Origin of the sequence: Actinoalloteichus caeruleus DSM 43889 (genome assembly GCF_000429185.2) — a bacterium.
GTDB classification, from domain to species: Bacteria; Actinomycetota; Actinomycetes; order Mycobacteriales; family Pseudonocardiaceae; genus Actinoalloteichus_B; species Actinoalloteichus_B caeruleus.
The window spans coordinates 5036922-5061447 of record NZ_AUBJ02000001.1; the positions used below are offsets into that span (position 1 = coordinate 5036922).

Consider the following 24526-nt stretch of genomic DNA (forward strand, 5'->3'; position numbering starts at 1 on the left):
GCGGGCGGCGGGCGGTGGGGCCGGCAGGCTGTTCGCGGCCGGGGAGCGTTCGTCCTCCGCGCACACGCCGTTCTCCCCAGGTGCGCTGGCGGAGCCGGGCGTTCCACCGGCCGGGGCGCCGGGCCGGGCCCGTCGGGCGAGGAGGTGGCGCCGATCGCGTCCGTTCGCCCGGTCGTCTCGGGCCGGGGTGGCACGGTTCGACGGCGGTGTCGGTGGCCCTCGGCGCGGACCGGTGGCGGGCGGGTGGCTCCGTTGCCGAGGACGGGATGTCGCCGTCACCGGACCGACGGGGCCCGGTGCTCGCTGGCGGACGGCGTCCGTCGACCGCTACGCCGGGTTCGTCCGTCCGAGGTGCCGCCGGTCTCCGCACGGGTTCGAGGCCGGATCCGGCATCCCCACCTGGCTCGCCGTGCGGCCGGCGGTTCCGGCACCGGGTCGGGGTGCGGTCCCCGACCCGGTGCGGACGGCGCTGGCCGGTGCCGTGCCCGGACGGGGCGTCAGCCCCGGCGGCCGGTCAGCGCCTCCTCCGCCCTCGCCCCTCGCCGTCGCGGCCCGCGATCAGGGCTTGCGGCCGACGCCGCCGAGCAGCAGGTGGTCCCCGCGTGCTGGCGGGGTGTCCTGCGGGCCGTCCGGCCACCAGTCGAACAGGTAGCCGAGACCGGGCTCCACCAGCTCCACGCCGTCGAAGAAGCCGGCGATCCGCTCACGGCTCCGGAAGATGCAGCTGCCCATGAGGTGGAGGAACTTGACCTGGGCCTCCTGCGCCAGCGCGTGGTGCTCGTCGTCGGGAGCGGGCATGTGCAGGTGGCTGATGGCCAGGTATGAGCCGCTGGCCAACGCGTCGACATAGGCCGACATCACCTCGCCAGGGCGGTCCTCGTCCGGCACGTGGTGCAGGGTGTTGGAGTGGATCAGCGCGATCGGCCGCGACAGGTCGAGGTGTGCGCTGATGACGGGGTCCGCGAGCAGCGTCGCCGGGTGCCGCAGATCGCCGGCGACGAACCTGGTGCGGTCGTTCTCCTCCAACAGGGCCCGTCCGTGCGCGGCGACCACCGGGTCGTTGTCGACGTAGACGACCCTGGCCTCGGGGTTCACCCGCTGCGCGGCCTGGTGCGTGTTCTCCGCCGTGGGAAGCCCGGAACCCAGGTCGAGGAACTGGGTGATCCCGGCCTCGCCCGCGAGGAACCGGACCACCCGGATCAGCCACGCCCGGCAGAGCCGGCCGGTGTCGGCGGCCTCGGGGGCGATCTGGAGGATCTGGCGGTAGACCTCGCGGTCCACCTCGAAGTTGTCCTTCCCACCCACGAACGCGTCGTAGACCCGCGCGATGCTGGGCCGGGTGGTGTCGATCTCGCTCGGCAGGAATCCGCCGGTCTGTGCTTCGTCCGCGCCTGACATGTGCAGCAGCCCCACTCACGTAACGCCGGAAATGGATCACCCCAAAGAGTAGGCAAAGGGGTCCGAAGGGTGAACAGTGGCTCCGCTGCCGGCTCGCTCGACTACCAACAGTAGTAGTACCGGTGATCTGTCCTTGCTCGTCACCGCCGATCGAGCCTGGATCTTGCGCTGATGGCACGTGCCGGTGGAGGCGCGCCCCGCCTGGGGAAGCTCGTGCGGGTGGACGGTCCAGCCGCGACGGCATCAACCGAACCGAGGCCGCGCGGCACCTGCCGTTCGGCCCGTCGAAGCGGTTCCGGGACAGCGTGGTCAGGGGGCGGCGGTCAGGTGGGCCCTACCTGTCCACGGAGGAGCGGGAGAACGGCACCGTCATCAACGTGCACGGCGACGGGGGAAGCCGGGGGAAACCCCAGCCTCGGGCCGCCGCGCGTACCGGACGGACCGTGCTGAGCACCGTGACCACGAACGACTACCCGACGATCCTCGCGGCTCGGCGCGAGATGCGGAGTTGGAGGAGGCTCGCGCTCGAGCCCTCCGCCCTGCGGGCTCCGGACGCCTTCTCCGCGCCGAGGTCGATGAGTACCAGCGGGAAGCACCTGGCCTCGACACTGCACCGGATCGCCACCGAGAAGGCGGGCGGTGCGGCCGGGCAGGACGATCCCGAGGCCGTCTTCGCGCGGGTGGTGGACCGGCTGACGGACCTGGTGGGCGTCGGCGCCGAACGACTGGCCGTGGAACCGGATCCAGTGCGCGAGGTGTTCACGCTCTTCCTCCAGGAGAAGGGGGGATTTCGGCTACCCGCTCGCGGGCTTTCCGAGGGGACCCTGAGGTTCCTCGCGCTCTGCGTGTTGATGGAGGACCCCACGTTCACCGGGCTGATCTGCGTGGAGGAGCCGGAGAACGGCGTGAATCCCGCGAACCTGTCGGCGGTGGTGGATCTCATCCGCGACCTCGCCGTGGACGCCAGCGAGGAGCCCGATCCGGACAACCCGTTCCGCCAGGTCATCGTCAACACCCATTCCCCGGGTGTCGTGCGCCAGTGTTCCCAGGACGATCTGCTCCTCGCCGATCTCCGTCCCCGCCGACTCCCTGACGGGAGGATCGTGTCGGCGCTGTCGTTGCTGCCGTTCCGCCGTTCCTGGCGCGACCGGGCCAACGACGGACGCGGCGAGAGCTTCTCCGAAGTCGACGTCCTTGCCTACCTGGTCACGCCGCCCGGTGCCCAGACCCAGCTCTTCGAGGAGGGGTTGGCATGAATTCCTCGTACTCCGGACTCTTCCTGGCCGAGGGGACCTCGGACCTACCGTTGGCGCGTCTCGTGGAGACGCCCTTCCTCGAACGGGATGTCCCGCTGCGGCTGAGCACACCGGACTTCACGAAGCTGCCCCGCGTTCCCAAGGACCTGCCGAGACGCCGTGATTACTGCGTCCGGGACCTGCTGAGGTCGGAGCCGGTGGTTGTCCTGGTCGTGCACCGCGACGCGGACAACGCGGGCTCGGATGCCCGGCGGACCGAGATCCTGGACGCGGTCGCCTCCTGCTCCATCGCGCAGGAGGCGATCCCGGTGGTACCGATTCGGATGACGGAGTCGTGGCTCCTGCTGGATGGGGCCGCGATCAGGCAGCGGGCGGGGAACCCGAGGGGCAGGCAGCCGATCCCGCTGCCGCCGCCGGGCGAGGTGGAACGGATCGGCAACCCGAAGGAACGCCTCCAGCGGTGCCTGCTCGAGGCCGCTGCCGCGACTGGCCGTCGACGCCGCGAGGTGCGGCAGCGGTGCAACTCCCACCGCCGCGAACTGCTGAACGGGCTTGATCCCGCGGGCCCCGTCTCACGGCTGCGGGGTTGGCGGGAGATGGTGGACGAGATCGACAAGGTGGCGGCGCGCCTGGGCAGGTGAGACCCCCGCCATGCGGGTGACCGGTCGGACCAGGGCGAGTGGTGGGGCGACGACCAGCCGGGATCACGCGCCTCGGTGTTGGTATACAGGCGGGGTGATCGGCTGGCGCGCGCTGACCGCCCAACCACGGCGTGGGGGCCGCGAGCGGGCATCGCGCTCCAGGGCTGGACACCACGCGGCTTCCGGAGGCGGTGGGCGGCCACGGCACCAGTCCCGTCCTGGCTCGGGACGCGGGGCGGGACGTGTCGGGCGCCCGCCCACTGGGAGGAGGACGACATGAGCGAGTCGTTGCCGGCGGACCTGGCCTACCGGGGGCGCCCGGACCGGGTGCGGGTGAAGGCTTCCCTTCTCGACCAGGTGGGGGGCGGTTGCCCCGGGCGGCTGAACCTGGCGACCCGTCCCGGGGTGGCGCCGGCGGACAGGTCCGTCCGCCGTCCCGAGCCGTGGCCGTTCCTGCTCGGTGCCGTGGTCGGCGCGGTCACCTCGGTGCACCGGGGTGTTGACGAGCAGGAGGCGATCCGCGCGGCGGGGCGGGAGGTCAGCAGGAGCGGAGTCGCCCTCCACGCGCTGGCCCGGAGCTTCCTGGACGCGGCGGTCTGGAACTACCTGGAGGCCCACGACGAGCGGGTCGACGAGGTGGGGCCGCTGTCCCTGGTCGGTGAACGGCAGATCACGCACGGGAACCGGGAACTGACGGCCTGGGGCCTGTACTATGAGAGCCCGGACGGTGCGCTGCGGGAGGTGCGTCGGCTGCGGGTGGGCTCCGCCCGCGACGGCGCGGAGAGCCACCGGTGGGCGGCCGTGGCGGCCAAGCTCGCGCTGGACGGGAAGACGGCGGACGGACGGCAGGGCGACGGGCGGCCGGACCGGGTGACGGTCGTCGAGGTGGGCCTGGGGGACGGCGGAACGGCGGTGGTGGCCGACCTCGGTTCCCAGGCGCAGGTGCGGGACTTCTACCAGCGGGAGGCGCGTCCGGTCATCGCCGAGCTCATCAGCGGTACCCGCCTGAGCCCGGGGCGCGACTGCGACCAGTGCGGTTGGCTTTCCACGTGTCCCGCGATGCCGAGGGCGGCGGGGTTGCTGGGCCTGGCCGAACCCGCCACCCACACCCGGTCGGTCAGCGCGTCCGAACTGGACCGGTACCACGGCTGTCCGGCCCGCTACTTCGGCGACAACGTGCTGCACCTGCCGAAGGAGGACGGCGTCGGGCCGGCGCAGCTGCGCGGTCTCGCGGTGCACCGGTGGCTGGCCGCCGCGCACGCGAGGCCGGACGCCGTCGCCTGCGTGGTCGAGGACCTTCCCGAACCGGGCACCGGGGTGCCCGCCCACCAGGAGGTGTTGACCGACTCGGAGTACGAGGCGGCGTGGCCGTTCCTCCGCCAGCACGTTGACCGGTGCCCGCTGCGCGGTGAGGCGGTGGCGTCGGTTCGGGTGGAACCGGTCCACCGGGTCCACGACTCGACGGCGGACGTCGTGGTGGCCGCCAGTCCGGACCTCGTCTACCGGGCGGGTGCGGCACGGCGGTGGCGGGAGACCAAGAGCACCCTCGGGCATCTGCCGGCCGGCGTCGAGGACGCGATGGTCCGTTACCTGGCGCTGGCGGTGGACGTGCTGATGCTGGCGGCGGTGGTGCGGGCCGACGCGCACCAGGGTGGGGCAGCGGTGGAGCTGGAGGTGTTGGGTCGGGAGGAGGCTCGGGTGTACACGGTCGACGTCACCGATGAGGCCCTGCTCGCGGCCGCCCGTCGCCGGGTGGCGGACGCGGCGGCGCCCTGGAGCCGTGATCTCGACTTCCGGCCTCGCCCCTCGTCCGCCTGTGGGACCTGCCCGGTCGGCGGGTGGTGCCCGAGCAGGGGGAACGCCCGGCGGAGGTGGCCTCGGCGTCCCGCGCGAGTGGCGCCGCCGCCGTCGCCGTGGAGGCGCCGCCGTTCTGACCGCGCCGGGGGCGGATCGGGGCTGGCGGGTTCGGGAGCGCGGTCGGTGGGTGCCGCCGCCGCGTGCCAACGGGGACGTCCGAGGGCGGCGAGGCGGCGTCAGGCCGGTCGGAAGGCGGCGCGGACCGCGGTGACCAGCGCGTCCGCGTACTCCGGGCGAGCGGTCCGCTCCGCGGCGGCCCACGATGGTGGACGGGCGCGTACAGCAGGTCGAGCACCAGGTCGAGGTCGGCGTCCGCCGCGAGTTGTCCGGCCCGCCGCGCGGATCGGAGGCGCTCCCGCTTCGCCCGCTCCAGGGGCCCGCCGAGCCGTTCCCCGTAGGAGGCCGCCAGCTCGGGATCGTCGGCGATCTCGGTGTTCAGCGCGCGGCTCGGCGGCTCGAAGGCGGGGGCGGCGAACTCGGCGACGGTCGCCCGCGACACGGCGCGGAGGTCGGCTTCGAGGTCCCCGGTGTCGGGGAGCATGACCTGGTCTTCCTCGTCTGGCGAGCTGAGGGCCAGGATCGAGTGGAGGACGACCGCGCCCTTCGTGGGCCACCACCGGTAGATGGTCGCCTCGCCCACCCCGGCTCGTGCCGCGATCGCCTCGACGGTGACCCCGGGGTAGCCGAGCTCGACGATGAGGTCCCTTGTCGCGGACAGGATCGCCTGGCGGGACCGTTCGCCGTGCCGCCGGGAGTCGGGCGCCTTCCGGGTGCTCATCCGCGCACAGGGCACGGGGAGCGGGACGAGACGAACCGTCCTGCTCCCCGTGGCGTTCACGGCCCCGGAACCGGGCCGTCGGGTGCTCCAGCCGGGTTGGCCGCCTCGGCCGCCCAGCTGAGCGCGCTCACCCGTGGGTGGTCAGGAACTCGCTGATGGCGTGTCGGGCGAGCTGGCTGCCGAAACCGCCCCAGCTGAGGTCGAACTGGTGGTCGGCGTAGGGGATCTCCACCAGGGTGTGGTCGACGCCGGCCTCCTCCAGCAGGTCGGCGAACGCCCGGGTCCGCTCGGCCCGTTGGAGGACGTCCCGCCCGCCCTGGATGAGCAGGGTGGGCGGCAGGTCGGGGCGCAGGTAGCTGCTGGGAGAGGCGGGCACCCAGTCCTCGTCGGCCAGTCGCCAGGTCTCCTCGCTCAGCTGGCGCCACACGCCCTCGCCCAACCTCGGGTGCTTGCTGATCTCCGCTGTCGCGTCCCCGGGCGCGTACCAGGCGATGACGGCGGACACCTCCGCCGGCTCCGCCGGGGCGTCGCAGGTCGGCCCCAGCTCCTCGGTGGTCGTGTACGAGGCGAGCAACCCCAGGTACCCGCCGGCCGACTGGCCCATCACGGTGATGCGGTCCGGGTCCGCCCCGTACCGTTCGGCGTTGGCCGCGATCCAGCCCAGCGCGCACTTGAGGTCGCCGGGCGGCGTCCGCCAGTCGCCGTCGCGGAAGAACCGGTAGTCGACGTCGAAGACCACGTGGTCGAGCTCGGTGAGCCAGACGTCCCACCGGGGGAAGGGGCTCTGCGGGGCGTCCTCGGCTCCACCGTGGACGTTCACGACGACGGGGTGCGGGCGGTCGGGTGCGGGTTCGGTGGTGGGCCGCCACACGTCCAGCATCAGGTCCTCGCCGTCCACCTCCGCGTAGCGGACGGTCGCGTCGGGGCCCCGGTCCGCCTCGCCGCTGAGCCCGTCGAGGTAGCCGCCGAGGGTCAGGGGGGCGCCGAGGTCCCGCGCGGTGGACCAGGCGGACAGGCCGGGTAGGGCCCCCGAGACGACCAGCGCGAGGTTCACCGCGACGACGGCGGTGGCGGTCCAGCGCCTCCCCCGGCCGCTGGCGCGTCGTCCGCCCAGGAGGCCGAGGACCAGGCCCAGGACTCCCGCCGCGCTGACCAGCAGGCTGAACTCCAACACCAGAAGACCCACCGCCCACCATTCGAGGCTCGGCATGGGGAGGAGCGCGGTGGCGGCGGCCGCCGCCCCCGCCAGGCCCGTCGCCGCGCCACCGGTGAGGGCGAGCCACCGGCCGGCTTGGCGTGAGCGGCCGCTCGCGGTGTTGGACATGGAACCTCCCACGTAGGAATACGTTCGTATCGAATACGACTGTATTCCTACGTGGGGGTATGCGCGAGACTGGGGGTATGCCGAGGCACGTCGACCGTGAGGAACGCCGCCACCACGTGGCGGACGCCCTGCTCCGCATCATCGAGCGCGAGGGGTTGGAGGCGGTCAGCGTCCGAACCGTCTCGGCGGAGGCCGGGTGCTCGGTCGGCGCGGTCCAGCGCTACTTCCGCAGCAAGGACGAGATGTTGCGGTTCGCACTGGAGACCGCCATCAGCCGGGCCGCCAGCCGCATGGCGGAGATCCGCCTCGGCCCCGGTCTGATGTCCTTCCCCGACGCGCTCCGGGCGGCCGTCGTCGAGTACCTCCCCCTCGACGACGGCCGGCTCGCCGAGTCCCGGATCTGGGCCGCCTTCTCCGCCCGCGCGGTCGTGGACCCCGCGTTCCGGGCCGTGATCACCGCACTCGATCGCCCGGCCAGGGACCAGCTGGCCCGGGTGTTCGCCTACGCGGAATCCGTGGGCGAACTGCCAGCCGGCCACGACCACGAGGCCCTGGCGTGCCTGGTCATCGCGTTGATGGACGGGCTGATGTGGTCGCTGCTGTTGCGACCCGCACCCGAGGAGCGGGCGGTGCACCTGGCGGCGGTGGACGCGGCGGTCCGGGCGTTGACCACGAAGGTGGGGCGACCCACCACCGGTGGGGACGAGACCGCGCACTGACCCTTCCCCGGCACCCCCGGCACCCCCGGCACCCCCGGCACCCGACCTGCCCTGTCCCGGGCTAGCCGCCGGGACGGACCAGACCGTGTTCGTAGGCGAGGACGACCGCCTGCACCCGGTCGCGGCAGCCCAGCTTGGCCAGCAGGTTCCCGACGTGCGTCTTCACCGTGGACTGCCCCACGACCAGGGTCGCGGCGATCTCGGCGTTGGACAGGCCCCGCGCGACCAGCACGAGGATCTCGCGTTCCCGTTCGGTCAGTCCCGGATGCGCGGGCAGCGGCGTGGGCTCGCGTGGTGGTGGGTCGGTCGACCGGCGGGCGAACTCGGCGATCAACCGGCGGGTCACCCTCGGCGAGATGAGTCCCTCGCCGCGGGCGGTGGTGCGCACGGCGGCCACCAGCTCGTCCGGTTCCACGTCCTTGAGCAGGAAGCCGCTCGCCCCCGCCCGCAACGCCGCGAAGACGTACTCGTCCAGGTCGAAGGTCGTCACCACCAGCACCGACACCGGAGGATCGAGCCCGGCGTCCGCCAGCCGTTCCAACGCCGTGATGCCGTCGGTGCCCGGCATGCGCACGTCGAGCAGGAGCACGTCCGGCCGGGTGCGCAGTGCCTCACGGACGGCCTGGTCGCCGTCCGCGGCCTCGCCCACCACCGCCAGGTCCGGCTCGGCCTCCAGGATGGTGCGCAGCCCTGCGCGAACCATCGCCTGGTCATCGGCCAGCAGCACCCGAACCGTCACTCCCGCCCCTCCGGTTCCGTCGGGAACCACGCCGTCACCAGCCAACCCCCGTCCGCCGTCGGTCCGACCCGCAGCCGACCCGAGGTCTGCCGCACCCGTTCCCGCATACCCATCAGACCGTAGCCACCGGAGCCCGTCGCGTCCCCACCGGTGGTGGCGGCGCCGTTGCGCACCGCCACCTCGAGACCCTCGGGAGACCGGACCACGACGACCGCCACCTCGGCGCCGGGGGAGTGCTGGCGGGCGTTGCTGATCGCCTCCTGCACCAGCCGGTAGGCGGCGACGTCCACCGCCACCGGGAGCGGTTGCTCGGGGCCGGACACCGACAGCGTGACCACCGTCCCGGCTCGCCGTGCCTCCTCCACCAGCTCCTCGACCGACCCCATCGAGGGCAGCGGGCCCTGGTCGTCCTCGGGGGCGTCGGTGCGCAGGATGCCCACCAGCTGCCGCATCGCCGACAGCGTCGCCCGCCCCTGACCTCGGATGCCCCGCAAGGCCTCCCGCACCAGGGCGGGGTCGCGGTCCACCAGCCGGTCCGCGGCCCCAGCCTGGACGACGATCGCGGAGAGGTCGTGGGCCGCGACGTCGTGCAGTTCCCTGGCGATCCTGGCGCGCTCCTCCCGCACCGCGGCCTTGGCGCGTTCGGCGCGTTCGGCGGTCAGCCGGTCGACCCTGGCGGCCAGTTCGTCGAGGTAGTCCCGCCGTGTCCGCGTGTAGAGCCCGAGGAGGCCGGCCAGGCCGTAGGAGAACAGCGACGCCAGCAGCAGGTTGCGCGCGTTGGTGCCGTCGTTGCCCCAGAAGGTCGGCAGCGGGGTGATGCGGCCGTCGAGCACCGCGACCGACAGCAGACCACCCACCGCGTGGACCAGGGCGAGGACGGCGAGTGTGAGCACGACCCGCCGGCGGGGCAACAGGCTCCCCACCGTGTAGGCGCACACCACCAGCCCGAGACCGGTGCCCGGGTAGACGAAGGGCGGTAGCGAGGCCACCAGGACGACGACGGTGGCCAGCACGAGCGCGGTGCGGGGCACGAGCCGCCGAATCGCGAGGACCGCCACGTCGGCGCTGGCGACGAGGTTCATCAGGACGACGGTCCACAGCGGCTCCGGCAGGATGCCGCCGTTGACGGCCAGCGCCGCCCCGACCCGGACCACCACGAGCAGGAGCGCCAGTCCCAGGGCCACGACCGCGTCCCTGGCGACGGGGGTTCGTGCCCCGGCGGCGGTCAGGGCCCGCGTCCACCACCGGACCCGCCGGGTTGGTGCCAGCGCGGGCCGGCCGCCCGCCGGCCCGCGCCGCCCACCGGAATTCCTCACCGGGAGGCGCCGTCCGCCGGTGCCACCCGTGCTGGCAGCCACCGCCAGTAGGTCACGCAACGCCACGCCCACTCAGCTGGGCCGTAGCGGAAGTGGCGGGTCCACAGCGGGCTCCAGACCGCCTGGGCCAGCAGGATGCCGGCCCCGAGCGCGGTGGCGACGGCCCAGTGGGAGGAGCCGGGGAGACCGAGCGCCGTTCCCAACGCCACGAACAGCAGGGTCGCGGAGAGGTAGTTCGTCAACGCCAGCCGGCCCAGCGGGGCCAGCAGCGCGGTCAGGGCCGACCCCAGCACGGGGACCGCCAGCAGTGCGAGGAACGCGGCGGCGTAGGCGGCGGCCATCGAGAACGAGAACAGCAGACCGACGCGGCGGGTCACCCCCTCGGCGGCGCCGCTGTGGACCACCACCCAGTACGAGCCGGCGGCGACCACCGCCGCGACCACCGAGGAGACGACGAGCGCCGTCGTCCGTTCGGGGAGACGGGTCGCCACCCCGAGCTGCGCGAAGGCGAAACCCAGCACGAAGAGGCCGGGCAGCAGCCCGAGCCCTCCGACGCCGGCCACCAGCCCCAGGACCGTCAACAGGAGACCGACGACCAGGTTGACCCTGCCGGAGCAGAAGCTGAGCGGCAGCAGCACCAGCAGGCCCGTGACCGCGAAGGGCAGCAGCACCTCACCGGGTTGCAGCAGGTGGTGCAGGGCTCCCACCACGCCGAGAGCCACCAGCCGGCGCACCAGCAGCGGCCGGGGACGGTCGGTGCGCTTGGCCGCCGAGCGCAGGAAGAGGCCGAAACCCACGCCGAAGAGCAGGAAGAAGATCGGGTAGAACCTGCCGACCACGAACAGGCGCAGAACCTCGGGCGCGTCCCCGAGCACCGGCATCATGTCGAGGGTCTGCGGGATGTTCACGAAGATGATCCCGCACAGCGCGAAGCCTCGAAGCGCGTCGAGGGCGTGCACCCTGCCCTGGGGACGTACCGGGGCGGGCGGTGCTGACTCCGTGGTCGGCGCGGAGCTGGGACGTGATGGGAACGAGGACATGCGTGGATGGTGGCCCACCGCGCCCGCGCCCGCCTCCCCCGCGATGACGAGATCCGGCTCCTCCCCGAGGCGGAGGCACCGTCCGAGGTGGCGGCGGTAGCCGACCCCCTCGGCCTGCTCGGGGCCGGGGAAGTCGTCGGGGTGTCGGGGGCCCGGACCCGCCGCGCGGGGAGGTCACGACGCGCCCGCCCCGGACGGGAGCCGAGGTCCCGGGCACCACCCGGGGCTGGCCGGATGCCGGGGCGTCCCGCCGCGCGGGGCCGGGGAAGTCGCACCGGGCAGCGTGCGGCGTCACGCTCCGGTCCGCCGTGTCCGCTGACACGGGTCCCCGCCAGCTGCCGTGCCGTTCGGGTGGCCGCGCCGGCCCGGCGGCCGCCGGCGACGCGCTGGCCCCACGCCGCCGGCGTGGCCGATCGGCATGGACGACGTCACCGGAGTGCCGGTCCTCCGCTCGGATGGGCGTGAGCCGGATGCGGGGCAGGGCAGGCGACGGTGGCCCTCCCGAACCCCCGCCGCCAGTGCCTCCGCCGGGGCGGCGAGCGGGATGACCCGCCCGGCCTCCGCCGACTGGTCGACGACGTCGGGCGCGAGCACCACGCACTGCCCGGCGGTGCGACAGACGTCCACGTCGACGTTGACCCGCATCACGGACCCCCTCCTGGACACCGGGGTGCTCACCCCGTCACGACGTCGAACCCGGTCACCAACGGACCGGGAGCGCGTGCACCCCGTAGATCTGGGCGTCGTGCTTGAACGGGATCCGCTCGAGCGGGGTGGCCAGCCGGAGACCCGGAAACCGCTCGAACAGCGAGCGCAACGCGATCCGCAGCTCCGCCCTCGCGAGCTGCTGCCCCAGGCACAGGTGGTCCCCGTGGCCGAAGGCCAGGTGGTGCCGTGCCCGCCGCGTCACGTCCAGCCGGTCCGGCGGGGAACCAGGGAAGGCCGAGGGGTCCCGGTTGGCCGCCGGGAGCGACACCACGACGCCGTCGCCCGCGCGGATCGTGACACCCCCGAGGTCGACATCCTCGGTCGCGAACCGGCGCTGGCCCGCGTGGATGATCGTCAGGTAGCGCAGCAACTCCTCCACGGCGCGCGCCGTGGAGTCGTCGTCGGCCACCACCAGGGGGATCTGGTCGGGGTGGTCCAGGAGCGCGGCCACCCCCAGCCCGATCATGTTCGCCGTGGTCTCGTGCCCGGTGTTGAGCAGGAAGACACCCAGGTCCGCCGCGTCCTCGGCGGTGAGCTCGCCGGCCCGCACCCGGACCGCGAGGCGGCTGAGCACGTCGTCCTCCGGGTCACCGCGCTTGTCGTTGACCACGTCACGGAGGAAGGCGCGCAGGGCCTCGAAGGACCGGAGCTTCTCCTCCATCGGAACGTGCAGGCTGATGACCGTCGACGCGGCACGTTGGAAGAAGTCGTGGTCCTGGTAGGGGACGCCGAGCAGATCGCAGATGACCAGCGAGGGCAGGGGCTGGGCGAACCGTTCGACGAGGTCCACCGGGGGGTTCTCGCTGGCCATCTCGTCGAGCAGCTGGTCAGCCAGCCGCTGGATCGTGGGGCGCAGTGCGGTCACCCGCCTTGCCAGGAAGTCCCGTGCCACCAGGGAGCGCAGGGCGCCGTGTTCGGGCGGGTCCTGGGAGGAGAAGAAGACACGGGGCCGAGGGGGTTCCGCCTCGAACCTGCTCGGGTAGCAGGGGTGGCCGTGCGCCGCGCTGAAGCGGCGGTCCCCGAGAACGACGCGGGCGTCGTCGTAGCGGGTCACCAGCCACACCGCGAGCCTGCCGTCCCAGATGCTCACCCGGCCCACGGGCTGGTCCCCGTACTGGGCGGTGTGCTCAGCCGGGGGGTCGAACGGGGCGCCGGGCGCCCGGGACAGGGTGTAGGGCGGTAATCGGAGTTCCGGCGACATGGTGGCGCTCCCTCGTGGCGGCACCGGGACCGGCAGCCGCGGCCGGACTGACGGACGGGAACCGCCTGGTCGTGATCCGACGAGCGCGGGGACGCCCGGACGCCGCTCCACCAGCCGCTGCCACGGGCGGACCGTGGTGGTGGCGCTGGAGTACCCCGTCCACTCGGGACGGAACCCTAGGTCAACGCCGCGCGGGGCGTCCATACCCGAGGTGGGTGCCTGGATTCCGGGAGCGCGCTCACCGCCGCCGGGTGCGTCGTGGCCGGGGTCCCGATCCGCCCGGGCCGCCGCCCCTCGTCCGGTGCTGCCGCGCCCGGCTGCCGTCGTCGCCCCGAACCGGACTCGACTGGTCTCGACTGGTGCTCCTCGGGGTGGGGCCCTCGGGGGCCACCTCGATCCCGGGGGCCGGTCGTGGTCGGCCGGCCTCAGCTCCGGGCCAGGACCGGGTCGGTGATGCCAGCCGGGCAGGCGAGCTGGTCGACGTCCCACCCCGCGCTGGCCGCGCCTGCCCGGTACGCGCCGCGGTAGAAGGCGAGGACCTGGTCCTCCGCGTCCGGTGCGGTGCGCACCGCGTCGTAGGGCAGGACCGCGAGGTGACTCCCCCCGCCACCCTCCACCCAGCGGGCGGCGGCCGGTTCCAGGGGGTGGCCCGTCAGTCCCTCCGGTTCTGGTGCCGTGTACGAGTAGAAGGTGGGTTCGGGGACCCGGTCGTCGCCGAACCAGAACCCCGCGCTGATGACCTCCTCCGAGTACGCCTCTCTCGTGACCGGGTCCGTGTCGGCCGACTGGGGGACCGGTCGCCCGCGGAACCGGGTGACGGCGATGTCGAAGGTGTGCCAGAAGTGGTGTACCGGGCTGATCTTCCCCCGGAACTCCGCGCTGAACCGCTCCAACAGCAGGTTGACCCGACTCAGGACCTGCCAGTAGCGCAGGGCGTGCGCCGCCTCGTACACGCGGTGCTCCGTGTCCTCGGTGAAGGGGCGGTTCTGGTCCGGCAGGTCGAAGGGGTGGTCGAGGGGGATGCGCACCGGAACGCCCAGCTCGTCGAGCGCCGACAGGGTCTGGTCGTGGAAGGAGGCCACCGACCGCCCGACCAGGGAGAAGCGGACCGACCGGCCGTCGAGCGCCGCCACCTGGAGCTCGTGTGCGACGAGGTCGAGGTCGATCGTGAAGATCCGGTCGTCCTCCCCGCCGCTCATCGGCCTCGTGGTCAGGCCCCGCCCCGTCAGGTGGAAGGGGACGTTCCACCAGTGGTTGCGGCGGGCACTGGCGGCCAGTCGGATCTTGCCGACGACCTGGAGGTAGCGGTGCAGGGTCTCCTTGGTCGGCCGCCACTCCGCCAGCGGGATCGCGGGAAGGGTCTCCATGTCCCGACGGTAGGCGCGGGGACCGGGGGACGCATGTCGGTCAGTCCTGGCAGGGCGGTGTACCGAGACCAGTCGAGACAGGGCGGCACGTGCTGTGCCGTCGTCCGCCCCGACCTCCTCCGGCGGGTGGGCTCCGTCGACGTCTCGGCTGGTCAACGAGGTTCCGGGTACTCATCCGCCAGCGTCACCCCGGCGGGGAGCCCGTGGGGCGGGCGGGGAGGGGCGCGGCGGACCACGCCGCCGGAGGCGCCGAGGCGCCGGTCACGCCGGGGACGAGGCACGTGGTCGGGATCCGACCCGGCAGGGGCGGGACGTCCTCCCGCCCGGCCCACCTCCGGTGGCCGGAAGTGGCCGTCCTCGGGCCGGGGTCTTGCGGGTGGGCGTGCCGGTCACCGGGCGCGGGGACCACCGCCACCAGACCGCGAATCCAGGCCCGGCCGACTGCCACCCGGTGGGGGCGGGTCGTAGAAGTCGTGCGGGTCGAGCTCGGCCAACGGGACCATCGAGGACCGCGCGGGAGCGGGTGGGGCGAGTACGTCCTGGATGGCGGGCGTCCGCAACCGGACCGCCAGAGCCGGCTCCTCGTCGACGCGTTGGACCAGGGCGTAGCAGACGGCCAGCAGGTGGGCGCGTCGAAGGGGGCCGGTCGAGCTGGTCGCGGTGAGCTCGCCCAGGTCGGGCGCGATGCGCGGGCCGGCGGTCTCCAGCTCCGCGGCGAGGTCGTCGGGAAGGTCCTCGTGGAGCCCCCCGGGCGGTCCGACGGACGACCGCAGCCGTCGGCGCGCCGTCCGGACCTCGTCCGGCGACCACGCGGGCACGGTCAACGTGATCGCGTGGTCCCGACCGCGTTCGCTGAGCACGGCGCTCACCTGGTTGTCCCGGATGCGCAGGTCCCGCACGGCCCGCCTGGCGAGGCCGCGGGCGCGAACCCGGTCGGGGTCGGGCCCGGCGCTGGTCACGGGTTCGAGGCGCCGCAACCACGCCCTCCCCCATGCGGTGGAACCGAACTCGGCGGTCACGACGGGGCTCCCGGGCGGAGGGCGAGGACATCGCGGAGCTGGTCGTCGGAGAGGGCGAGCAGCTCGGCCTCACCGCCCGAGGTGACCGCCTCCGCCAGACCTCGTTTGCGCTCGTGGACGGTGGCGATGTGGTCCTCCAGGGTCCCGGCGGTCCGCAGGGTGTAGATTGTGACGGGCTGGGCCTGTCCGATGCGGTGCGCCCGGTCGGATGCCTGGTCCTCGACGGCGGGGTTCCACCAACGGTCGTAGTGGATGACGGTGCTCGCCCTGGTCAGGGTGAGGCCGAAGCCGGCGGCCCGCAGGGACAACACCAGTACCCCCGGCCCGCCGCCGCCCTGGAAGTCACCCGCGATCCGGTCCCGGGCATCCGAGGTCAGTCCGCCGTGCAGGAACGGGACGGTGACACCGTGGCGCCGTCCGAGGTGGTCGACGAGGAGGCGGCCCATGCTCGTGTACTGGGTGAAGACCAGGCAGCCGGTGCCGCCGCCCAGGGACTCGTCGAGCATCTCCACGAGCCGGTCGAACTTGCCGGACCTCTCGGGCAGCGGGCCGCGCTGGCCGAGGGCCTGGGCGGGGTGGTTGCAGATCTGCTTGAGCCGGGTCACCAGCGCCAGCACGCTGGCCCGCCGCCCGCGACCGGTTCCCAGGCCGTCGGTGAACGTCTCGTCCAACGCCGCCTGGTAGAGCCGCCGCTGCTCCCGGCTGAGCGGGCAGGGCAGGTCCACGACCTGCCGGTCGGGCAGCTCCGGGGCGACTTCCGCCTTGGTGCGGCGGAGCACGAACTCGCGTGTCAGCGCCGCCAGCCGCGCGGCGGCGGAGGGTGAACCCCGGTGTTGGATCGGGACCACGTAGCGGTCGTGGAACCGGCGGCGGGTGCCCAGCGAGCCCGGGGTGGCCAACTGGGCCAGCGCCCACAGGTCGCCCAGGTCGTTCTCCACCGGAGTTCCGGTCATCACCAGCCGGTACCGGGCGTCGAGCCCCGCGACGGCGCGGTGCGCCAGCGTTCGGGGGTTCTTGACCTGCTGGGCCTCGTCGCAGACCACGATCCCCCACCGGCGGTCGCCGAACGGGTGGGGAGCTCGGCGCAGGCGGGCGTAGGAGACGATCGTGAGGGTCCCCGGTCGCGGCTCCTCGCCGTCCCGGAGGACGCGGAGCTCGGGCGTGTGGCGGGCGGCCTCCCGCCTCCAGGTCGGGGTCACCGAGGTGGGGCAGACCACGAGGTGCGCCTCATCGAGGTGGTTCGCGATCAGGGCCAGCGCCTGCACCGTCTTGCCCAGGCCCATGTCGTCGGCCAGGAGCGCCCCCGACCGCCGACCGGCGAGCCATCGCACACCGGCCAGTTGGTAGCCACGAAGGCTTCCGGTGAACCCACCGCCCCGGAGGCCGTCGAGGAGCGCCAGCGCGCCGAGGACGTCATCGCGGGTGGCGGCCGCCGTGCGGACGTGCCCCCCGTCCGGGGTCGGGGCGCAGTGCGCGGCGACCGGGAGCGGGAGCGCCGAGCGCGTCGGGTCGCGGGCCAGCAGGGTCCGCCCGGCGAGGGACCCCGCGTCAGCGGGGTCCGCCCGGCGAGTGCCCAGCCAGTCCCACCCGGCCAGCAGCGGAACCTCCACGCCCTGGACGTCCCGGGGTGTGACCGCGTCGCCGTCCGGGACCGCGAGGGTGGTGGTGGCCCGCACCGAGGGCAGGTCCGGGGAGGGCGCGGCCGGGACCCCGCCGTTCGGCGACCACACGAACCAGCAGGCCCGGTCGGGGAGGTAGGTCCACTGGGGAGAGGTGGTCACGCGTCACCGTCCACCAGGGTTCGGGTGGCCCCGAGACTGCCTTCCACGAAGCGGGCGATGACGGCGAGTTCGTCGGCAGTGAACTCGGAGAGGGTGGTCCGGGTCGTCCGGTCGAGGGGCGCGTAGCTGGCCATCATCCGTTCCCCGGTACCCGGCAGCGCCTCGACCAGCACCCGGCGCCGGTCGGTGTCGTCGGGGAACCGCCGAACCCAGCCGGCCCGCACCAGCCGCTCCACCAGGTGCGTGATGGCGCCGGTGGTCAGCCGGAGGCGCCGGGCGAGCTCGCCGGCCGGGAGGGGCCCGTCGACGATCACCTCGTGCAGGCAGGCGAGGTCGGAGGCGCTGATCCCCGCCTCGCGGGCGATCCCGTCGTTCACGGCGTCCACCGCCGACATCCAGAGCGGGAGTTGCCGGACGATGCGCTCGACCTGGGCTTCGCGATCCACGGTTCGCGATGATAGCTTAATCGTCAAGAATCTTAGTGATTAAGATTTCCTGTCGGGGCAGGGTATGAGGAGGCCCGGGCCGGCCCGCGGGGCTCACCCACGGGCCGGCCCGGGCCACGACCACGTCAGACGCGACCGGCGCACTCCAGGGTGGCCTCCGCCCAGTCCGCGTAGTCCCACGCCGATCCGTCACCGGCGTCCTCCACGACCAGCCGCAGCCGCTCGGCGCCCTCGACGGGGACCTCGATCCGCTCGGGGGCCTCGCCCCGGCGGAGCACATCGGACCGGTACACCTCCTCGCCGTCGGCGAGCACCACGAAGACCGCGGTGCCAGCCGGGGTGCCCACCGGCAACGGCCGGCGTTGGCTGCCCTGCGGAGCGGCGTCGTCCAGCCCGACGACCGCGTTCAGCGACGAGCACCGGCCACCCGCGTACAGCGAGACCTCCGCCGGAGCCAGCATGCCGAGACCGTGGTCGTACCGAACGCCGTCCAGCTGGATCGGCCCCCCGTCTCCCCGGCCCATCGCACCGTTGGTCGAGTCCCGTTCCACCGGGCCCTTGCCGTTCTCCTCGGCGAGGAACGGCAGGCTCGACACCCGGGTCTCCCCCTCGGGAGCCGCGGCGACCGTGATCTCCGCCTCGTCGACGACCACCGGTACCTCGGCGCCCCGGACCTCGGCGGTCACCCCGACGGCCGCCTCACCCGGCTCGTCGGCCGCCCGCAGCCGCCAACTGACCTCCGCGTCCTCGCCCCGGCCCACTCGGCCCACGATCCGCTCGGCCTGATCCACGACCTCCCAGCCCGCCGGCGGTTCGGGACGCAGGACGCTCTGCGGCAGGGCGCGCGCACCGTGGTTGCGCAGCCGCGCCGTCACCACCACCTCGTCGCCCGGTGCGACGGTGCTGGCCTCCGCCCGGACCCCGACCACCGCGAAGGTGTCCCTCGGGTCCACCGAGTGCACGCGGACCTCGTTCGGGTAGTCGCCGGTGCGGGCGTCGCGGGCGCGGATCACCGCGCCCTCGGGGCCGGTGGTGACCTGGAGGTACTGGTGGTTGAGCACCGCCGCCGTGTCCACCGCGAGGAACCCGTCCGGGTGCCCACCGGGCACCCGGACCCTGGTGGCCCACCGGTCGTGGGTGACCTGGGCGTGGGTGTGGCCGCTGAAGAGCACCGACTGCGGGTAGTCACCCAGGATCGACCGCAGCTCGGCGTCCTGGAGGTGGTAGCGGCCGGCGTCACCGTCGGACTGGGTGACGGTGCGCGCCAGCGGGTAGTGCGTGAAGACGAAGATCGGCCGCCCGGTGCGACCGTGGTGGGCGAGCCTGTCCCGCAGCCAGTCCAGCTGGGTGTCGCTCAGGTACACCTGGTCGTCGAAGTTCGGGTTCTCCCACCACATGAGCCGCTCGGTACCCAGGGTCAGCATGACCGCGTCGTCGATGACCAGCTCCTGGTAGACGCTGTCGGTACCCGCGAAGTCGTGGAAGGACTCGTACAGCCCCTCCTCGGTGAAACCGTTGGGCCAGGTCGGCTGGCAGAGGGTGTGCTGGTCGCACCAGGCGGGTGCGTACGCCTCGTGGTTGCCGATCGCCGCGAGCAGCGGGAGGTCCCGCCCGTGCGCGCGCAGCACCTCGCTGACGGCCTCGTACTCGAAGTCGTAACCCCGGTCGACGATGTCGCCGTTGATGACGGTCGCCACCGAGTCCGGGTTGGTCAGCGCCGCGTCGGCCAGGACGTCGTCCCAGTCGTCGAGGTGGCCCTGGATGTCGCTGAACACGTCGAAGGTGGTGGTGGGTGGCGCCGAGGCGGATCGGCTGACGTTCGTGACGCCCGGGGCGCCCTCGGCTCCGTCGGAGGGAGTGGCGGCGGAGGGCACCGCCAGACTGACGGTGGCGGTGAGCGCGAGGCCGCTCGCCGCCACCCTGGTGGGCAGGCGCATGGTGGTCCTCTCCGGCCGGCGGAGCCCCGCCGGCCACCTGACAGGTCGATGACCAGCCGACGGTGCCAGTCCGGGGTGGCGACTGGTCACCGGTCGGTGACCGTCCAGCACACCGGAATGTGAACGGGACGTGAACCGCCGCCGGAGTGGTCGCGGGCGCACCCGTGCGGGCACCCGACGGACCGACGTGGTGCCCGTCGGTGGGCAGGGGCAGGATCACCGCCATGACCACACCACCGGAGGGGACACCGCGGCAGGACCCGGACAACGGCCGGGGACTCGACCCACGTGACCGCGTCCTGAGACTGTGCGAGGAACTGCCCGGCGTGCGGCGGGAGTACCCCTTCGGGGAGGACACCGCCGTGTTCAAGGTCGGCGGGCGCATCTTCGCCCTGGTCGCGCTGGGCGGCGAGCACGGCCGGGTCACCCTCAAGTGCGAGCCGGAGTACGGGGCCCTCCTGGTGGACCGCCACCCCGGCGTCATCCCCGGGTACCACATGAACAAGCGGCACTGGATCACCGTCGACCTCGCGCACGCACTCCCGGACGACCTCCTCGACGAGCTGGTGGAGGACTCCCACGACCTCGTCGTCGCGGCCCTCCCCGTGCGCGCTCGACCCGGCGTGGCGAGCGGCCGCCCGACCGGGGAGTGAGCGTCCCCGCCGTCCCAGGCGTGCGGAGCCGGCAGGGGCCGCTCCCCGCCGCGGCCGGCGGGAGCTCGGGACCGGGCGGGGCATGGGCGGGATGACCAACACGCTCGGAGGACGCCGACCGGTTGGGAAGATCGCGGTGCCCACCGTCGTTCTTCTGGTCACCCGTTCCGGAAACGGTGCCCCGGTGCGGACGTGACTGCCGACGGCGTTGAGGCCGGGGCGAAGGGGGACGCATGAGCGAGACGGTGTTCCGCAGCGAGGAGCTGCCGGAGGCGGAGCGGTTCGAGCGCTGGCGTGAGTTGATGGCCAGCACGCACGCCCCCATGGAGCTGTCCAGCGAGTACGCCGGGGCCTACCGGGTCACTCGTCGGCTGATCGAGCTCGGCCCGGTGGTCGTGTGGCCGGTCGCACTCCAACCGGTGGTCATGGACCGCACGGCCAGGCTCGTGCGCCAGTCCGACCCGGGGGGTTACCACCTCTCCTACATGTTGGGCGGGACGCTCGGCGTGTCCCGTGCCCGCCAGGAGGAGACGGAACACGGGCCCCACCACTTCCACACCACCAACACGTCCCACACCTACCGGGTGCACGTGCGGAACGGCAGCGGTTCGCTGATCCACGGCGTCGCGGTGGAACTGCCGCAGGACAGCCTGCCCATGCCACGTCGGCAGTCCGAGCGGGCGATCGGACGTCGGATGACGGACCAGGACGGCATGGGCGCGATGCTGGGCGCGCTCCTCCGCCAGCTCGCCGCCGCCCCCACGGAGTTCGGCCGGGAGGAGGCCGCCCGGCTGGGGGGCGTGCTCGTCGACCTGGTGGCCGCGATGTTCGCCGGCGTGGTCGACGGGGGAGAGCTGTCCCCGGAGGCCAGACGGCGGAACCTGGTCCTCCGGGTCAAGGCCTTCGCGCGTCGGAACCTCGGCGCTCCGCTGACGCCCGCCATGCTCGCCTCGGCACACCACATCTCGGTGAGCTACCTGCACCGCCTGTTCCGGGACGAGGCGGAAACGGTGTCCGAATGGGTCCGGCGGGAGCGTCTGGAGCGGATTCGGCAGGAGCTCCGGGACCCGCGCAACGCCGGCGTGCCGATCCACCACCTCGCCGAGCGCCGAGGGTTCGGGCACCACGCGGCCTTCAGCCGGGCGTTCCGGGCCGCCTACGGGATGACGCCCAGGGACTACCGGAACAACCCCGGGGCCGAGGTCGAGCGGCCCGGCGACCACCGGGCGGATCCCGGCTCCACTGGCGGAGCGCTCGACCGCTGAGGGTGGGGTCACCCGCCGGGGGAACACACCACAGGGGCGTGTCGACCACGGCGGCGGCAGCCGGTGAGGCGATCCGAACGGCCAGTGCCCGCGCCCCGGTACGGGGCCGGAACCTTCCGGGACCGCCGATCATGCCGAGGGAGCGAGTCGTCTCGCTGTCCTGCCGTCCTCGGAACGTCATGATCTCGTCCACTGTACGTCAAGGACACTGAGCCGTTCGCCGGTTAGCGTGGTCCCTGCCCGAGGGGAACCTTCCATGGGCGGGGGAAGGGGCCACGTCGTCGCGGTCGCATGGCCGGCGGCGACGCGGCCCCGTCAGCCACGAGGCCGGAGCGCGACGGTGGTCGCCCGTGCCCGGTGACGGCGTGGCTGTCGGTCGGAGGCCCGCCTCGCACCCCCGACCACCCGATCCGGCCTCACGGTCTGGCGCGGCCGAGTGGCCGGCACGGTTCCCGAACTGGCGTTCCCGCCCGTCAGTGGCCTGTGCCGGAGGAGTGACGATGTGGTTCGGTGTTCTCGGCCCGGTGACCATCCTGGGCCCCGGCCCGGCGGTGGCCGGCGGGATGCGCCCCCAGCAGCGGGCACTGCTGGCCGCGCTGCTCGTCGACGTCGACCGCGTCGTGCCAAGGGACCAGCTGCTCTACCGGGTGTGGGGTGAACACCCCCCACCGCAGGCCGGCCGGACCCTGCACACCCACGTCAGCCGGATCAGGAAGGTGCTCGCCGCGTTGCCCCGGACGGGCCCCGTCGCCGTGGCGAGTCTGTTCCGGCACGACGGCGGCTACCGACTGGCCACCGATCCCCTGCACGTCGACGCCGTCCGGTTCGAGGCGCTGGCGGGCTCGGCGGCCCGCGTCCACGACCTCGACCACCGGCGCGTGCTCCTGGAGGAGGCGAGGACGCTGTGGCGGGGAGAGGCGCTGGCCGGGGTGACGGGACAGTGGGCCGCCCACCGCAGGTCCCGGTTCCGACACCGCCACCTGGCCGTCACCCTCGACTGGGCCGAGACGATGCGGGCCCTGGGCCACGGCGCGGCGACGGTCGACCCGCTCACGGAGCTCAGTGAGCGGCATCCGCTGTCGGAGCCCCTCGTCGCGGCACTGGTGCGGGCCCTGTACGCGACGGGTCACCGTGTCGAGGCGGTGCACCGCTACCAGCGGCTGGAGTCGGAACTGGTCGCCGCGACGGGTGTCCGCCCCGGGCACGAGCTCAGACTCCTGCACGAGGTGGTACTGCGGGGAGAGCCGCTGGGCCCCGAACCGGTCGGGGCGTTGCCCCGGCTCTGACCCAGGTCACGGCCCCGGGGGGCCGGCGCTGGCCGCGAGCACCGTCCTGGGCCGAGCCCCCCCAGGGCGGGGCGGCGTCCAGAAACCGCCCGGGGACCCCACCGGGCGTGGGAACGGCGGTCAACACCCGGCGGCATGACCACGGCGGCCGCGCCGCGCCGCCCCACCGAGCGCCCGCCGGACCCGCCCCGGCCGGCGGCCCCCTCGGGGACACGTGGCCGAAGGGATCGCCGCGCCACCCGCCGCCCGGGGTGGTTGGCGGGAACGGAGGAACCGGACCCACGACGTGGCTGCCCTGCCACAATCGGAGGCCAGGGGCGGTGGTCGTCCTCGGCCGCGGACGGGCGGCCGGATCCCCTTGGGAGGAACGGCGTGAGTGACGCGCGTCCGCGGTCGGATTCGGACCTGGGCCTGTTCGTCGGCGGTGCGGTCAGCGCGTTCGCCGCGCTGGTCACGCTGATCGCCAGTTTCCCGCTCGCTCCCGTTCCCGCCCTGGTCGCGATGGCGTTCGGGGCGGTGGGGCTGCGGAGGGGGACGCGACGAGGCTTCTCCCTCCTCGTCCTGATCACCGGAACGGCGGTCGTCGTGCTCAGCATCGTCGGGATGCTGACCCTGCTGAGCGCCACCGAGGGGATCGAGAGCCACGTCGTCACCGTCGTCGACGAGTGACCCTCGACCGTGGTCGAACTCCCGGCCCCGCGACGTGGCGGCCACGGCGCGGCCCCGCGGGGGCGGGGCTGGCCCGGAACCGGGGTGACCGCCGGCCACCAGGCCGCGCACGCGGAACGGCCGGCTCGTGGTCCCGCCGCTCACCGGGCATCGGCCGTCCAGCGAGGCCCCGGTGCCGAACCCGCGCGGTGCGCGGCCGGTGGAGCTCGCGGACCTCGGTCGACCAGGTACGTCCACGCTCGGTCGGCCCCGGTTCCCCCCGGACTTCGACCGGAAGTACCCGGCCCGCTGCGCCTGGGGTAACGGCGTCCCGTGGTCACCGGCCGTGGCCTCGCCCTGGCCCCGGTGGCGGGGGTGCTCGCGCTCGCGAACCTCGTGAGCTGGTCGCGGGGCTGAGGTCGAGGACAGTGCGACGGCGGTCGTGAGCCGGACACCACGCCGGAGCGGTCGGTCCGGGAGGTCGCGAACGGCCGCACGTGGAACGACGAATCCCCGTGGGCCACGAGGGCTCACGGGGATTCACCTGGTATCGTCTGCTGGTCCGTTCGCGCTGGTCGAACGGGTTGTGCCAGCTGGTGCGCCATCAGGGACTCGAACCCCGAACCCGCGGATTAAGAGTCCGCTGCTCTGCCAGTTGAGCTAATGGCGCCTGTGGGGTGCTGACTGGCTGGCTGCCAGTGCTCCTCCAGTATTCCTCGCCGGTCTGGTCGCTCTCCCCGACCGGCGAGGAAACTCTAACACAGCCCCGTTCGTGGCCCCCGCACCGGCCCCCCGCCCAGTGCCCGGAGTGGTCCGACCCAACGCGATCTTCACCCGGATGCCTGGTCGTGCTCCGAATGGATGAAGAGGTGCGTGCCTTCGCCCCTTCTGGCAACCGATTCGGCCGTACATACGTCTACCTGGGTAAAGGCAGGTTCAGGGCGAGTCCGTGCGTGGCGGTCCTCGTCGTGTCACCGAACCGCCTGTTACTCCGTTGAGCGCAATGGCGGTCCACCATTGGTGGGCCTGGGGGAACGAGGACGAACGACTATGCACAGGATCACTGGCGTCGCGAGCGGCAGGCGGAAGTCGGGGCGTGTCCGACTGCTCGCAGCGGTGCTGGGTCTTACCGCGGTGATCACCGCGA

General features: G+C 73.5%; 18 protein-coding genes, 1 tRNA gene and 2 pseudogenes. 8 read left to right on the forward strand and 13 right to left on the reverse strand.

The annotated features are described in order from the left end of the window. Nucleotides 1-558 precede the first annotated feature (558 nt). Entirely contained in the window at nucleotides 559-1398 is an 840-nt protein-coding gene (locus G443_RS20440) for an SAM-dependent methyltransferase (protein ID WP_035274258.1), read from the reverse strand. A gap of 305 nt (nucleotides 1399-1703) precedes the next feature. Between G443_RS20440 and G443_RS20445 the strand changes: the two genes are divergently transcribed. From G443_RS20445 to G443_RS20455, 3 genes and pseudogenes are all read left to right on the forward strand, one after another. Next, the gene (locus tag G443_RS20445) at nucleotides 1704-2654 is read left to right on the forward strand and encodes an AAA family ATPase (RefSeq protein ID WP_051314015.1); all 951 of its coding nucleotides are present in this window, start codon (nucleotides 1704-1706) and stop codon (nucleotides 2652-2654) included. Continuing rightward, a complete protein-coding gene (locus G443_RS20450; protein WP_051314014.1) occupies nucleotides 2651-3295 on the forward strand; it encodes a hypothetical protein in 645 nt (214 codons plus the stop codon). The genes G443_RS20445 and G443_RS20450 overlap by 4 nt, the downstream gene beginning before the upstream one ends. A 1059-nt stretch (nucleotides 3296-4354) precedes the next feature. Further along, nucleotides 4355-5131 (forward strand): annotated as a pseudogene (locus tag G443_RS20455) (PD-(D/E)XK nuclease family protein); the annotation flags it as partial. Between the two features lie 340 nt (nucleotides 5132-5471). Here the strand turns inward: G443_RS20455 and G443_RS25190 are convergent. Next, nucleotides 5472-5930 (reverse strand): annotated as a pseudogene (locus G443_RS25190) (TetR/AcrR family transcriptional regulator); the annotation flags it as partial. 127 nt (nucleotides 5931-6057) lie between these two features. Beyond that, nucleotides 6058-7254 (reverse strand): alpha/beta hydrolase, encoded by a 1197-nt coding sequence (locus G443_RS20465; protein WP_035292200.1) that lies wholly within the window; start codon nucleotides 7252-7254, stop codon nucleotides 6058-6060. A gap of 77 nt (nucleotides 7255-7331) precedes the next feature. Between G443_RS20465 and G443_RS20470 the strand changes: the two genes are divergently transcribed. Continuing rightward, nucleotides 7332-7973, forward strand: a complete 642-nt coding sequence (locus G443_RS20470; RefSeq protein ID WP_051314013.1) for a TetR/AcrR family transcriptional regulator — start codon at nucleotides 7332-7334, stop codon at nucleotides 7971-7973. A 61-nt stretch (nucleotides 7974-8034) separates the two neighbouring features. On the opposite strand, the gene G443_RS20475 is transcribed toward G443_RS20470, so the two are convergent. The 9 genes from G443_RS20475 to G443_RS20515 all read right to left on the reverse strand — a co-directional run bounded on the left by G443_RS20475 (nucleotide 8035) and on the right by G443_RS20515 (nucleotide 19527). Next, nucleotides 8035-8712, reverse strand: a complete 678-nt coding sequence (locus G443_RS20475) for a response regulator (protein ID WP_026419081.1) — start codon at nucleotides 8710-8712, stop codon at nucleotides 8035-8037. Further along, entirely contained in the window at nucleotides 8709-9896 is a 1188-nt protein-coding gene (locus G443_RS20480; RefSeq protein ID WP_155886149.1) for a histidine kinase, read from the reverse strand. Before G443_RS20480 ends, G443_RS20475 begins: the two co-directional genes overlap by 4 nt. Nucleotides 9897-10024: 128 nt before the next feature. Continuing rightward, nucleotides 10025-11068 (reverse strand): DUF418 domain-containing protein, encoded by a 1044-nt coding sequence (locus G443_RS20485; protein WP_245588824.1) that lies wholly within the window; start codon nucleotides 11066-11068, stop codon nucleotides 10025-10027. 700 nt (nucleotides 11069-11768) lie between these two features. Beyond that, nucleotides 11769-12977 (reverse strand): cytochrome P450, encoded by a 1209-nt coding sequence (locus G443_RS20490; protein ID WP_026419080.1) that lies wholly within the window; start codon nucleotides 12975-12977, stop codon nucleotides 11769-11771. A 425-nt stretch (nucleotides 12978-13402) separates the two neighbouring features. Beyond that, complete coding sequence (locus G443_RS20495) at nucleotides 13403-14344, reverse strand: DUF5996 family protein (RefSeq protein WP_026419079.1); 942 nt, start codon at nucleotides 14342-14344, stop codon at nucleotides 13403-13405. Between the two features lie 389 nt (nucleotides 14345-14733). Further along, nucleotides 14734-15363, reverse strand: a complete 630-nt coding sequence (locus G443_RS20500; protein WP_051314011.1) for a hypothetical protein — start codon at nucleotides 15361-15363, stop codon at nucleotides 14734-14736. Continuing rightward, a complete protein-coding gene (locus G443_RS20505; protein WP_051314010.1) occupies nucleotides 15360-17144 on the reverse strand; it encodes a DEAD/DEAH box helicase in 1785 nt (594 codons plus the stop codon). Before G443_RS20505 ends, G443_RS20500 begins: the two co-directional genes overlap by 4 nt. Beyond that, the gene (locus G443_RS20510) at nucleotides 17141-17590 is read right to left on the reverse strand and encodes a MarR family winged helix-turn-helix transcriptional regulator (RefSeq protein WP_051314009.1); all 450 of its coding nucleotides are present in this window, start codon (nucleotides 17588-17590) and stop codon (nucleotides 17141-17143) included. Before G443_RS20510 ends, G443_RS20505 begins: the two co-directional genes overlap by 4 nt. 125 nt (nucleotides 17591-17715) lie before the next feature. Further along, nucleotides 17716-19527, reverse strand: a complete 1812-nt coding sequence (locus tag G443_RS20515; RefSeq protein ID WP_026419078.1) for an NPCBM/NEW2 domain-containing protein — start codon at nucleotides 19525-19527, stop codon at nucleotides 17716-17718. A gap of 224 nt (nucleotides 19528-19751) precedes the next feature. On the opposite strand from G443_RS20515, the gene G443_RS20520 reads away from it, so the two are divergent. From G443_RS20520 to G443_RS20535, 4 genes are all read left to right on the forward strand, one after another. Further along, a complete protein-coding gene (locus G443_RS20520; protein ID WP_081715483.1) occupies nucleotides 19752-20180 on the forward strand; it encodes an MmcQ/YjbR family DNA-binding protein in 429 nt (142 codons plus the stop codon). Between the two features lie 233 nt (nucleotides 20181-20413). Next, nucleotides 20414-21445: an AraC family transcriptional regulator gene (locus tag G443_RS20525; RefSeq protein WP_051314008.1), complete on the forward strand. Its 1032-nt coding sequence runs from the start codon at nucleotides 20414-20416 to the stop codon at nucleotides 21443-21445. A 500-nt stretch (nucleotides 21446-21945) separates the two neighbouring features. Next, the gene (locus G443_RS20530) at nucleotides 21946-22731 is read left to right on the forward strand and encodes an AfsR/SARP family transcriptional regulator (RefSeq protein ID WP_026419076.1); all 786 of its coding nucleotides are present in this window, start codon (nucleotides 21946-21948) and stop codon (nucleotides 22729-22731) included. A 372-nt stretch (nucleotides 22732-23103) separates the two neighbouring features. Beyond that, nucleotides 23104-23400: a hypothetical protein gene (locus G443_RS20535; protein WP_026419075.1), complete on the forward strand. Its 297-nt coding sequence runs from the start codon at nucleotides 23104-23106 to the stop codon at nucleotides 23398-23400. A 573-nt stretch (nucleotides 23401-23973) separates the two neighbouring features. Here the strand turns inward: G443_RS20535 and G443_RS20540 are convergent. Then, nucleotides 23974-24049 (reverse strand) — tRNA-Lys (locus G443_RS20540). Nucleotides 24050-24526: the final 477 nt, after the last annotated feature.

What these genes read in the sequence shown, in the direction of transcription:
- G443_RS20440 (WP_035274258.1), bottom strand. Translation starts at nt 1,398, where the DNA reads ATGTCAGGCGCGGACGAAGCACAGACCGGCGGATTCCTGCCGAGCGAG.
- G443_RS20450 (WP_051314014.1), top strand. Translation starts at nt 2,651, where the DNA reads ATGAATTCCTCGTACTCCGGACTCTTCCTGGCCGAGGGGACCTCGGAC.
- G443_RS20465 (WP_035292200.1), bottom strand. Translation starts at nt 7,254, where the DNA reads ATGTCCAACACCGCGAGCGGCCGCTCACGCCAAGCCGGCCGGTGGCTC.
- G443_RS20470 (WP_051314013.1), top strand. Translation starts at nt 7,332, where the DNA reads ATGCCGAGGCACGTCGACCGTGAGGAACGCCGCCACCACGTGGCGGAC.
- G443_RS20485 (WP_245588824.1), bottom strand. Translation starts at nt 11,068, where the DNA reads ATGTCCTCGTTCCCATCACGTCCCAGCTCCGCGCCGACCACGGAGTCA.
- G443_RS20490 (WP_026419080.1), bottom strand. Translation starts at nt 12,977, where the DNA reads ATGTCGCCGGAACTCCGATTACCGCCCTACACCCTGTCCCGGGCGCCC.
- G443_RS20495 (WP_026419079.1), bottom strand. Translation starts at nt 14,344, where the DNA reads ATGGAGACCCTTCCCGCGATCCCGCTGGCGGAGTGGCGGCCGACCAAG.
- G443_RS20515 (WP_026419078.1), bottom strand. Translation starts at nt 19,527, where the DNA reads ATGCGCCTGCCCACCAGGGTGGCGGCGAGCGGCCTCGCGCTCACCGCC.
- G443_RS20520 (WP_081715483.1), top strand. Translation starts at nt 19,752, where the DNA reads ATGACCACACCACCGGAGGGGACACCGCGGCAGGACCCGGACAACGGC.
- G443_RS20525 (WP_051314008.1), top strand. Translation starts at nt 20,414, where the DNA reads ATGAGCGAGACGGTGTTCCGCAGCGAGGAGCTGCCGGAGGCGGAGCGG.
- G443_RS20530 (WP_026419076.1), top strand. Translation starts at nt 21,946, where the DNA reads ATGTGGTTCGGTGTTCTCGGCCCGGTGACCATCCTGGGCCCCGGCCCG.